Origin of the sequence: Methanobrevibacter millerae (assembly GCF_001477655.1) — an archaeon.
Lineage (GTDB): Archaea > Methanobacteriota > Methanobacteria > Methanobacteriales > Methanobacteriaceae > Methanocatella > Methanocatella millerae_A.
The window spans coordinates 2,151,103-2,164,595 of record NZ_CP011266.1; the positions used below are offsets into that span (position 1 = coordinate 2,151,103).

Consider the following 13,493-nt stretch of genomic DNA (forward strand, 5'->3'; position numbering starts at 1 on the left):
AATTAATTCCACAATTTACCTCTTACTTTAAATAAAAAACGTTTAATAGAAAATTTATCATTTACATTATCATTCTCTAGAGATAATTTATTAATATATTCTTTTTGATTATTATTCTCAATCCTATATTGAGATATTGACGCTTTAAGAGAATTAATAGACTTAATTAACATATTATTTTGTTCAAGCAAGTTTAAATAATCGTTCAATAAACTAACTTTTTCTCCATTTAATTTTTTATTTTCATTATATAAAATTACTTTAGTTTGAGTTAAAATATTATTCCTATTTAATAATTTTTCATTCTCCATAGATAACCCATCACATTTATCTAGCAAAACACACTTAGATTTAACTAAATCAACATTACGATTAGCCAACTTCTCATTTTCATCAACTAAATCATTATATTTATTTAACAAATCATTATTAGAATTAACTAAATCAACAATACGATTAGCCAACTTCTCATTTTCATCAACTAAATCATCACGTTGATTTAATACAATTTGCCTAGACTTAACCAAAGAAGAATTAATATTATTTAAAGTTTTATTAGTTTCCATAAGATTATTATTTTCATCAATAAATTTGATTTTTTCTTGAGTTAATTCTTTATTTAATAAAACAATAGAACTTTCTAATTCTGAAATTTTATCCATAGATAATATCATATTTCTCAAATAACTTTTTTCTAATAGAAAAGTAATATCACTTTTTTCAATTATATTATTTATTTTAGATTTTAAACTTGATTCATTTGGATAAATAATTCCCAATCCATTAAAAGCCATAATAGTAGAAAAAGATAAATCATTTTTAGATTCATGTAAAAAATCCTCAATGGCAGTCAAAACCCCATTTTTAGCACCATTTTCATAAATTGCATTATTTAAATTACAGTTTAATCCTCCTTTTTCTAATAATTCCGGTGTATCTGGTAACATGCCTTTTTTAGCATACTCATGCAAAAATTCTTTAGGAATTGTTTTGGGATTATAATAAAGATCACGCCTACCATATGGCCATCCCACATCATGTAAAATAATAATTGGAAATTTTTTCCCAATGAATTTTTTTTCAATTAATTTGAGTTCATTATATACAGTATACCAATTATGATCCCCATCAATTAATATTACATCATAATCATTAATTTCTTGAAGACAATTTAAACTTAAATCTTTAATTAATTTAAAATGGTCCCCATATTGATTTGAAAATTTATTTTCATCAAAAAGAGGGTGGGGATCAATTGTAATTAAATAAGAATTATTTTTAATACAATAACTCAAAATTTTTTCAGTGTTGATTCCATCTTCAGAACCTATTTCAACAATATTTTTAGGTTTTAACTCTTTAAATAAAGGTAAAACAATAATTTCCCACATACGTCGCATAAATATCACATTTAATCCTATTAAAACTATTAATCATAGGTTTTATCAAATAGAAATTATATAAAGTAAAAAAAATCTATTTAATCAATCCCCCCAATCAAAAATATTCTTATCTGCAATGTTATAAACAAAGGCATCTGAAATATGATAAATCTTTAAACATTTAACATATCGAATATAATCAGATAAAATATTAGATAAAGACAAATCTTCAAAAGAATTATTAACATCAAATTGGAATGAATCCAATACTTCAGATTTTAAATAAACACAGAATAAAGGTGCCCAATTTAATTCTAAGATTTTTCCATCATGATAATTTTCCATATTTATAATATTATCATAAAATATTGATGGCGTAATATCACATTTAAAATATGGATTAGCATATGGAACATGAGATTTAATATTTTTATCACCATCAGGCAAAATTTGCTGAGAAACAATCATACCAGAATCTGAAAGTTCATAAGCATATTTTTGCATGAATTCAATAGCCCCTTCCGTTAAAACTGCGTTAACATCCAATATTAATAAATCGAAGTTAACATCATGCAACCCCTGAAGTTTAGTAAACAAAGATGATTCATCAAAATCATCATCAACCAAAGATAAAACTTCTATACTATTATTCAATTCAAGATAATCCAAATATTCTTTTATAGAAGTATTTAAATCATTATCAATAACAACAATATCCAACATATCATCCAAATTTAATTTAAATAACCTATTAATTGCTTCATGAATATCGATTAAAGATTTAATATTATGAAGTATAACTTTAATTTTTTTATTTAATTGATAATAAGGCTTCTTAATAATCATGTTATTATTATGAATATTATGAGCATAATTTTTAAATAATTCCATCATTTTTTCATGATTTTTAGAAGAATAATCACTAATTCTATTTTTTGCGGCATCAAAATAATATTTTGAAAGAATAAAAGGAACAGAATATATTTTAAAATAATTAGAAATTTTTAAAACAAAATCCCAATCAACTAAACGATTTAAAGACTCGTTAAATCCACCCAACCTATTATACACTGTTTTCTTATGAGCAAGACAATTTAAATCTATATAATTTCCATTTAACAATAACGATTTATTAAATGATCCAAATCTAACTGCAAAAGGAGAATCGCCAAGATTCCTATAAAGAAATTGTCCAGAATAAATAGCATCAGCATCAGGTAATTCTAAAAAAGCACCCATAACAGCATCAATATAATTATATTCCCACTCATTATCAGAATCCAAATATAATATATAATCTCCATTAGCTTTACTCAAACCAATATTACGAGCAGCAGAAGAGCCACCATTAATTTTACTACATATAACTTTTACACGATCATCAGAAATAGATTTTAATACATCAACAGTATCATCAGTACTTGCATCATCAACGATAATTAATTCAAGATTTTTATATGATTGATTTAAAACTGTGCTGACAGCATTAAGAACAATATCCGCACGATTATAAACAGGCATGATAATAGAAACCAATGGTTTAAACTCATTATTTTGAGATTTATTTTTTAAATAATTAGCAATATTATCCATGATTAAAAAACATCTATTTTCATATTCTGTAAAAGGAGCATGAATTATTGGAGAAAGATATGAATTAACTAAAAATTGACTGAAATTTAGAATTGAATCATTTTTAATTTCAGAATTTAAAAACGGTTTATCATCAATAATTTCTTTAGATGAATTATCACCAGAAATTGAATAAAGTTCTGAAAAACAACGAGTAATATTAATAATCATATTTTTTATATTTTCATCAGGATAATGAAGTTTTCTTATAATCTCATAATATTTTTCTGACGAAAACAAATTGAAAAGCCCAGAATAAGAATACTGATTAAAATACATAGGAATATCATATGTATGATAATATTCATTAACTAAAGAACCAAAATTATTACTATCCAAAAGAACAGGAACACACATCTCCTTAGATTGGAAAATTACATCATAAAAACCTGAAAATTTATTAATAAGCACAACAAAATCCGGATTAATATCATGAGAAATATTTGAAAAGCGATTAATATCAAATAATCCATGATAAACACCATACTCATCCAAATTTGAATTATCTGATAAGAAATGCAAATCCAAATAATTATTTAAATCTTCTTTTTTAAGATTATCGATTAATTTGATGCCTATTTCATCAATATCCCCAACAAATAATAATGTTAAACTAATATTATCCTTATTAAATATATCAATAAGTTTATTATTTAATTTTGGAAAATCAATATATTTTACTACACCATTAGAATTATTTAAAAAGGGATTATAATCCATAGATTCATTTTTATCTATTATCAGATTAGAGTTACTTAATAATTCAGAAACATTAACCTGCCAATTACTCCAAATATTCCTAAAAATATTACTATTACACTTTTTGAAATCACAATGAATAAAACAAGAATTTCCATTAAAAGGACATATTAGATAATCATTATTACAATTTAATACCCGATTAATATTAAGCAAGTTACTAATATCCAATAAATCAAAAGAGTTATTTTTAAAATTAATTATATGAATAATATTGATATTTAATAAAAATAATATATTAAAATAAAAATCTCTAAATAGTTCATTTCTCAATTCATTATTTTCAATATTTAATTTTAAATCCCATTTTTGAATTAAATTAAAGTTATCCCAAAGTTTAAAACCATCACCATTAGAAGTTAAGAAATAACAATCATAATATAACAAAGAATAATAACCCATGTAATCTTTAAAAGAACAAAATTCTTCCTCAGTCAATATATATAGTATTCTATTAGACAAAGTATAATCTCTTTTATCCAAAATTGCCAAATCCAAATCACGTTTGAAATCCTCATAAACAGAAGATTTTAAAAATTTATTCAATTTTAATTCAGAACAAAAATCATTAACATGATTATCAAATAAATGATAGTTATCTTCAAAAAATACATTATCATGATAAATATAAGTAGAATCATCAATAACATGAAGACCTTTATGAATTGGTAAATAACAAGAACTATTCTTTGAATCAAAAACAAAAAACTTTTTATTGAATAAGAATTCTTTAGAAAAATTAAACTTAACATAAATACAAAAAGCATCTGAAATTGAAGAATATATTAAATCATGATTTGAAGATTTTCTTAAAAAAGTATTAATTCCATTGGTCACCAGCATATAATCATTATAATCAGATGCCTCTGAAAATGGAAAAATATCACTCATAAAATTAGAACATGGTGAAACAAAACCAATTTTTTGATTAGAATATGCTTTAACAATTAGTTTTGTTAACCAATTATAAGAAACTTCAGTATATGAATTTAACAAGACAAAATCACTATTTAAACCCAAAATGAATTCATCAATATCCTCAAATAAAATATCATCATTACTATAAATTATTTCTATATTTTCTTTAAATAATAACTCACAATCATTAAATTCTTTTTCAAACAAATTTTTATCTATAAAAATTATTAAATTAAATGAATTAAAAGTATTATTAAAAATAGATTCAATACAATCAAAAATTTTATCAGAATAATTATGAATAGGCAATATAATATATACATCATTATTTAAATTATCAATAATTCTGGAAATATCCTCATTTAAAAATTGATTATTTGAAAATGACCAGCAATTTGTCTTTAATCCCTTTTCTTTTCCAATTAAAAAATAATGGGTCAGAGGATTCCACAATTTTGTATCAACTAAATATTTAGTAGTATAATATTTATTTGAAAAACTAATTGAAGGATTTCTATAGTCAGTATAATAACCATATTTAGAATAATGATAAATTGGATTTAAATTTGCATCACGAACATCTTGATTTGTAGATAAATAATATTCAGAATCCAATAAATCAGATTTTTTAATAATGAATTCATTGATTTCGAAGTTATCCGCATCGATATTATCCTTAAAAAATGAAAATTCAATACCATATAATAAATAAAAAACAAAAGGATTTAAACCAAATTTATTAATAAACTCATCTTTTGGGGAAATATAATCTTTAAAGTCATTAAATGGAATACAATTTTCATCAACACCAAAAGTAAGATAATGATCAATAGGAGATAAACCACAATTTAAAACATCAGGATATGATCCTATATAAAATTCCTCATCAAAAAGTCCTGATTGCTCTACTATAGATTTACTTTGATTAACAAGAAAAGTGTTAAACGATGAAGAAATTTCATTATCATAATATTCCATCACTTTTTCATATAATAAATTAGATTTATTCCGTTTATTTGAATTTAATACATTTAACCAATTATCTATTAAATTTTTAATAGTATAATTCATTTTAACATCCTTTATCGCATTGTAAAGAATAGATTGTCTTAAATCAAAATTATTTATTAATTTCAGTAAATTTTCCTCCCACTGCTCCGTAGTATTATTCTCTACCAACATACCATTTTTTTCATGAATAATTGCTTTTGAATAGGGACCAACATCACTATAAATGGCTGGAACATTTAATGCCGTGTACTCCAAATATTTAAGTTCACTTTTACTTAAATTAATTTTATCCTCTTTGACTAAAGGCGCGATTGCAATATCCCAATCGACCGCATCTTGTAACCATGGAACAAAATCCGGATAATATGATTTATCCGAAGGAACTCTAATAATATTAATACCCTCAATATCTTCAGTTGTACCTTCGATAATCTCAAATATTACTTTTTTATCAGATAGACTACTTTGAATATTTTTAATTGCATCAATAATTATTTTTAAATCTTTAGTATGTGTTCTTGTACCCATATATCCAATTTTAATAATATGTGAATCATCATGCAATTTAGAATTAAAATCAAGTTCCCAATAATCAGATAATGCATTAGGAATAACGACAACATTATCATTAAAAGCATCCATTTGAATCTTCAAAACATCTGTGGAAACAGTAATACAATCAGCATTCTGAGCCAAAAAACGCATAGCTGGAATTTTATGAACAAATTTATGATAAATAGGAGATGATTTTTCCATATTAATAATATCATCATCAATTTCAAAAATTAATTTAACTCCAAATAATTTACATTTATCAACCAGTAATTTAGTAAACTCCCAATCAAGAACATCTCTTTGAACAATAACAATATCCAAAAGTAAAAAATCAGATTCTAAATCTTGTTTAAATTTAACAAAATCCCTTTCATCAATCACATAAGGTTCAAAATCTTTACAAATATTGCTAAATGGAGAAAAAATCCTAATATAATTACTAGCAATATAATTTCCTTGTGTAATTAATCCAACATTCTGCTTATAATCATTAACATATTCAAATTCAGAATATCTTTTTATTCTATTTTCATATCTCATAATAACTCCAATAATGATAATTTTTATTGTATAAATGTTAAAAATCCTAATAAAAAATTAATTTTATTATTAATATATTTTTATAAATTAAACTATAAATAGATATGTTAATATAATGAAATAATATAATTATAATCAATACGGACGATATTAAATTTTAAGGTATAAATAGATATGTTAATATAATGAAATAATATGATTATAATCAATACGGACGATATTAAATTTTAAGGAGGATAAAAATGAAAATAGGAAAACCCATTCAAAAAAAAATTCTGAAAAATAATAAAGAATATAATTTTTATAAAGAAGAATATGAAAAATATATTTTAAAATATCAAAATTTAATTAAAAATCTTGATGAAAAAAACAACAAAAAAATAGTAATGTATGAAAATTCTTTGTCAAAAATTAATGAATTAATGATAAAAACCGATAATCTTCAAAAACAATTACCTCTTCTTGAAAAAGCATTGGAAGAAATAAAAAATGTTGATAAAATATACAAAGTTAATGAATTAATTAATATTATTAACACACTAAAAATGAATGAAAAAATAGTAAAAGAAGAAAATAAATACCTAAAAAATACAATAAAAGAATTACGTGATACCAATAAAAAATATGAAGATAAGTTAAATAACTCAGAAAATTTACTAAATAAAGAAAATAATTTTTATAAAAAAGAATATGAAAATATTCTTAAAAGAGAAGAAGAATACCATAATATAATAAATAAACTGTTAGAAAATAATTTAATTAGTATCCAAGAAAAACAAAAGTTATATGAGAATATTATAAAAGAATATAAATTGCAAAAATTAAATATTGCATATGTACTATCCGGATTTCCAACACTTTCAGAAACATTTGTTATTAATGAACTCAGATGGTTAGTAAAACATGGATATAATGTGAAAGTTTTATGTTATAATAATCCACCAAACCCCATCAAATTAGATTTTAATTTAGAAGTCATACGTTTTGATAAAAGTGGAAATCCCGCTGAAAATTTAGAAAAATTATTAATCGAACATGATATAAACTTAATTCATTCCCATTTTGTATTTCCTACAGGAACATTATACACATATCCTATTGCAACCAAACTTAAAATTCCATTTACATTATTTGCACATGCATTTGATATTTTTGTTAAAGAAAATGATAAGAAAAATAATATTTCAGAAATTTCAAAATCAAAATATTGTAAAGGAATATTCACATTAAGTAACTATCATAAAAATTATTTAATGAGTCGTGATGTTCCAGAAAATAAGATTATATTAACAAGACAAGCTACAGAATACCAAATCCACCCATTAAAAGAAAAAAATAGAAAAATAAAAAAAATAGTGTCTATTTCAAGATTTGTTGAAAAAAAAGGAATAGATATTCTTATTGAAACTGCAAAAATACTTGAAAATGAAAATTATGAATTTTCTATATATGGATTTGGTATTTTAGAAGATGAACTAAAAAAACAAATTAAAAAATTAAAATTAAAAAATATTAAGGTTAAAGGAAGTTTAGAAAATCCTAAAGAAGTAAAAAAAGTATTTGATACATCAGATTTATTAGTATCTCCATGCAGAATTGCAAAAAATGGAGATCGAGATGGAATTCCAACAGTAATGTTTGAATCAATGGCATATGGAGTTCCTGTTTTAACAACTAATGTTTCAGCGATACCTGAAGTAATAATTGATGGTAAAAATGGATTCTTAGTAAAACCAAACAATCCTTATGAACTCGCTAGGAAAATTAGAGAAATAAACTCAAAAAGTCCAGAAGAAATTGTAAAAATAAGAAAAAACGCACAATTTGATGTTCAGAATATTTCAAGTATTAAAAAAACAATGACGACATTATTAAATACATGGTCTACTACAAACTAAATAAATAGTGATTAATATGTTTAAATACTTAAATAAATATACAAACACCAAGACAGAATATGAATTAAATAGAATAGGAGTTTTTATTAAAGATTATAGTGTTTCTGCTGATATTAGATTATTATATATTTTTAATGAAATTTCAAAAAAATATGGATACTCATTCAATATTATTGAAGGTAAAGATTTACTAGCTGTTGAAAAAGATTTATTGAATAATGAATTTTTTTTTGATACAATCATTATACAGCGAAATGCACTTGATCAAAACACAGACGTTAAATCAAACTTATTTGATTTAATAGTTAAATATTCTAAAAAAAATAAAATTAAAATTGTTTATGAAATAGACGATGATTTATTAAATATAGATAAAAGTAACCCAGGATATCAGTATTATATGAGTATAAAAAGTAAAATGGAATATTTAATTAAAAATTCAGATGTTGTTACAGTTTCGACAAAAACACTCCAAAAAACATTATATCCCCTTAACAAAAATATTATTGTCATACCAAATAGATTAATTGATTCTTGGTTTGATTTTGTCCCATCTAAAAAATTTAAAAATAAAAATCAAATAATTATTGGATATATGGGAACAATTTACCATTCATGGGATTTACCATTATTAGAGACTGCAATAAATAATGTTAAAAAATATTTTTTAAAGAAAAATAAAGAAGTAGTTTTTGAACTAGTGGGAGGTACTGATCAAGAGTTAAAATGGGCTAAAAAAATTGATGTTCCCCCAAAAAATAATCGATACATCAAATTTGTACCTTGGCTTAAAAGTATTGTAAATTGGGATATTGCTGTTGCACCATTAGAAGAAAGTGCAATTAATTACAATAAAAGTGAGCTTAAATATTTAGAATATACTGGACTTAATGTTCCTGGAATATACAGTGCAATAGGACCTTATAAAGAAAAAGTCGTTCATAAGAATACTGGATTATTAATCAAAAATAATACTCCTGAAGAATGGGAGAGAAATATTATACGACTTATTGAAGATAAAGAACTCCAAAAAAATATTTTAAAGAATTCTAAAAAAGATATTGAAGATAATTATTTAATAAATTTTTCTATAAACCAATGGATGGATATATTAACTGAAGATTATAATATTAAAAAGGATTCATCTAATAAATATCAAAGTACGATACAAAATATTAAAAATAAGTATTTGAATACTAATGAAAAATTAAAAATACTCGAAATAACCCATCAAAACAACCAAATTAATCCAAGTCAAATATTAACTAAAGAAAACTGGAAATATGAAAAAATTTTCTTTGAGAACGATATTGAAAATAATCATATTATGTATTTAGATAAATTAAAAACAATTGAAAATAATAGTGTTGATATAATAATTTCTCTTGAATTTTTTAAAATAATTCCTTTTTTTGGTTATTAATAACAGAATATGAAAGAATACTTAAAGATACTGGCCAGTTATTTATTACATTTTCAAATTCAAATCAACCAATTAAATTAACCCAAAATGGCATTGGAATCTTTGCAAAAAATAATAACTTAAAAATTATAAAATTAGAAGAAAAAAATGGAAAAACATTTATTATATTAAAAAAAATTAAATAATTATAATTTAATAATTAAACTTATAATTATGTCTCAAAGACTCAATGAGAAATATTACAGTATCAACAGTTTCATTATATGAAGAATAATCATATCCTGACACACTAATTGTGAAACGATGACCATATTGATCAAAAATAAAAGAAGAATCATTTATTATTGAATTGGAATCTTGACGTTGGAAAAAAACAGAATAAACAGTAGTATTTCCAATATTTAAAGTTCCATTACGCAAAATAGTCATATCAGAGTGATTTTCAAGATAATCCATCCGATGTTTATAGTCATTATCCTGACGTATATCGTCATAGGTAATTAGAACCCTACCAATTTCTGGATTATTTAATTTAACATATTGATCATCAGAACTTAATAAATCGAAATTTTTAGGAATTGAAAAAGTATAATCCTTAAAATTAACAGATGCACCACCAATAATATCTGAAGAATTTGAAATCAAAAATAAATTAACAGAACAGATTAAAATTATTACAATGATTAATAAATATCTTTTATCCATAGTTTACCCTTATTTTTTGATTACATCAATTATTTCATCAATTTTATTCTCTAAATTAAATATTCTATCATCCAAATTAGTTGATGGAATATCAAGAATTTCTTTTTTCTTAGCAACTAAACAAGTATCATGCCAAGGATTAGATTCTTCTGAATTATTTGTTGAAACATGAATAACTTCAAAATTAACATAATATGCCAAAGCTTTCATACCATCTTCAAAAAACCTATAAGAATCACTATCAGATGAACCATGAATAGGACCTGAACTTGGAGCAATAATACAACAAAAACCACCAGGTTTTAAAATCCTATCAATTTCGCTCATCGTTAACCAAAAAAATCCCAAATGTTCAAACAATTGACCTGAAATTACTACATCATAAGAATTATTTTCAATTTCTGGAAAATTATAAATATCATCGACTAAAATATCAACATTATTACCATTTTTAAAGTCAAGCCCTTCATATACCCATTTATTAATATTAAAAATTGATTTATAATTATAATTATTACCACTTGTGTCAAGAGATCCAATATCTAAAATTTTCAAATAATTTTTTTCATTAAGAAAATTTTCTTTAAACCATTTCATTTTTTCATAACTACTTTTATGCATAATATGAACCCAAACAAATATTTTAAAATAGCAACTTTCTCAATATATTTATTTAAGAAACATCATAAAATTTAGCATTATAAATTTAAAATGAACATGAGATAATAATTTAATATGAAATTCAAAAAATAATTCATTAAATTTAAAGCAATGAAATTTAATAAATAAATATACCATTATAGTAATATATATAGTTAGGACATATTTAAAATTAACTAAAATTAGGCAACCCTGTTAATTTAAGAAACTCAATATTGAATTTTTAATTATATTGTCTTATTTCTTTATTTTTTCTATTTATAATTTTTTATTTGATGTTTAATTGCGTTAACATATTTATTTTTTATATTAAGACCATATTATTAATTTTTTATTTTTTTCTTATTTTTCATTTTCTGGTAATTTTTCCATGTATATTCTTTTAATTTACTTTAAATTAAGTGTAATTATTTTAATAGTTTAAATTATTATTTTAAGTATTTTATATCTAATTTTAAGTATTTTTAATAGTTAATATTAAATATTATTAAATTATATTTTTATATATGATTATTCAATATTTTTTGTTTTGAATTTCGGGATTTGGGGGTTGTTTTTGATGATTAATTTCATGGAATATTGTGATGAAACTTGGGTAAACTTAAATAAATATGTTAATCGAAAATATAGAATTGATGATGGAAAAAATCATTTTGTTCGAAATCGAAAAACTAATCTGGAAAGTATAATCAAGTATCCTTTCTATGATTGTGGCCGAACAACTGCAATTGAAGCTATAAATTTTATTAGAAAAGAAAAAAAGGATAAAAATATGACATTAAGCAAATCTAACATTTCTCAAAGAAGAAAATTACTCGACCATGTTTGTTATGTGGATATGAATGAAGACTTTATTGATGGAATTTACAACGATTCAGAACGACCTGGCCTTTATAGGGGATATTCAATACTTGCAGGCGATACTAGCATTTGCGATGCACCAAATATTGGATACACAGAAAAACAACTAAAAGAATTAAATAATCCACATTTCAATAGATTGCGAAAGGAATTAATAAGATTTAGAGCATCCTGCATTGCAGATACACAAACAGATTTCATATTAACGGCCACAATAACTAACAGCAAAAAAATAGGCGAAGTAGAACTCGCAATACAACATTTAGACAACTTAAACCAAAGAATCGACATGACCAACACCATCACAACCTACGACAGAGGATACGACGCCCTTGAACTAATGCTCAAACATAAGAACATAAATTCATATTTTCTAATAAGATTAAAAGCAGATGACTTTATAAACGAACGAAAATATATGAAAACAAATGATGAAATAATAAACATCACCATAAATAGAATACGAACACAAAACTTTCACGATGAAGAATTAAAGAAACAAGCACGAGAAAAAAGAAGCACAGAAATAAGAATAACAGAAATAGAACTAACAACTAAAACAGGAAAAAAATACACAGAAATACTAGCAAGCAATTTACCCTTCGATAAATTCACTACCTCCGATTTAAAAGAATTATATAACAAAAGATGGAAAATAGAAACCAATTTCGACAGATTAAAAAACATAATACACATAGAAAACTTCAGCGGATACAACGAAGAAATCATACAACAAGACTTCTACGCCAACATATTCATGTTTAATTACCTCATGGCAATGAAACTCGATGCAGACCAAAAAATACAAGAAAAACAAAAAAATAAAAACCTAAAACACGAATATAAAACAAATCTCAATGTCTTATTCGGATTAATCAAATTAGACATGCCAGACTTATTATCGGATGACCCTAAGGAAAGAGAAAATGCTGTAAAACGAATATTGAATACCGCACAATCGAACTTAGTTGAAAAAAATAGAGTAAATGATAGGAATCCTGACAGAACAGCCAAAGATCCAAATAACAAATTCCCTCCAACTCAAAGAAGAGGTGAATAAAAAAATTAATTTCACAAAAATTTCTTAAATTAACAGGGTTGAAAATTAGGGAATAATAGAAACTTAATAAATTCATTATTCAATGTTTT

The 13,493-nt window shown here is 23.3% G+C and carries 7 protein-coding genes; 3 read left to right on the forward strand and 4 right to left on the reverse strand.

Going from position 1 to position 13,493, the window contains the following annotated elements; genetic code table 11:
* Positions 1-2: 2 nt before the first annotated feature.
* A complete protein-coding gene (locus tag SM9_RS11765) occupies positions 3-1,391 on the reverse strand; it encodes a class I SAM-dependent methyltransferase (RefSeq protein ID WP_198144372.1) in 1,389 nt (462 codons plus the stop codon).
* A gap of 93 nt (positions 1,392-1,484) precedes the next feature.
* Positions 1,485-6,797: a glycosyltransferase gene (locus tag SM9_RS09685; protein ID WP_058739948.1), complete on the reverse strand. Its 5,313-nt coding sequence runs from the start codon at positions 6,795-6,797 to the stop codon at positions 1,485-1,487.
* A 242-nt stretch (positions 6,798-7,039) separates the two neighbouring features.
* On the opposite strand from SM9_RS09685, the gene SM9_RS09690 reads away from it, so the two are divergent.
* Entirely contained in the window at positions 7,040-8,695 is a 1,656-nt protein-coding gene (locus tag SM9_RS09690) for a glycosyltransferase family 4 protein (protein ID WP_058739949.1), read from the forward strand.
* A gap of 16 nt (positions 8,696-8,711) precedes the next feature.
* The gene (locus SM9_RS09695; protein WP_058739950.1) at positions 8,712-10,118 is read left to right on the forward strand and encodes a glycosyltransferase; all 1,407 of its coding nucleotides are present in this window, start codon (positions 8,712-8,714) and stop codon (positions 10,116-10,118) included.
* Between the two features lie 192 nt (positions 10,119-10,310).
* On the opposite strand, the gene SM9_RS09700 is transcribed toward SM9_RS09695, so the two are convergent.
* Complete coding sequence (locus SM9_RS09700; RefSeq protein WP_058739951.1) at positions 10,311-10,823, reverse strand: hypothetical protein; 513 nt, start codon at positions 10,821-10,823, stop codon at positions 10,311-10,313.
* A 9-nt stretch (positions 10,824-10,832) separates the two neighbouring features.
* The gene (locus tag SM9_RS09705; protein ID WP_058739952.1) at positions 10,833-11,444 is read right to left on the reverse strand and encodes a methyltransferase domain-containing protein; all 612 of its coding nucleotides are present in this window, start codon (positions 11,442-11,444) and stop codon (positions 10,833-10,835) included.
* 598 nt (positions 11,445-12,042) lie between these two features.
* Here SM9_RS09705 and SM9_RS09710 point away from each other — a divergent pair.
* A complete protein-coding gene (locus tag SM9_RS09710; RefSeq protein ID WP_058739953.1) occupies positions 12,043-13,404 on the forward strand; it encodes a transposase in 1,362 nt (453 codons plus the stop codon).
* Positions 13,405-13,493 lie beyond the last annotated feature (89 nt).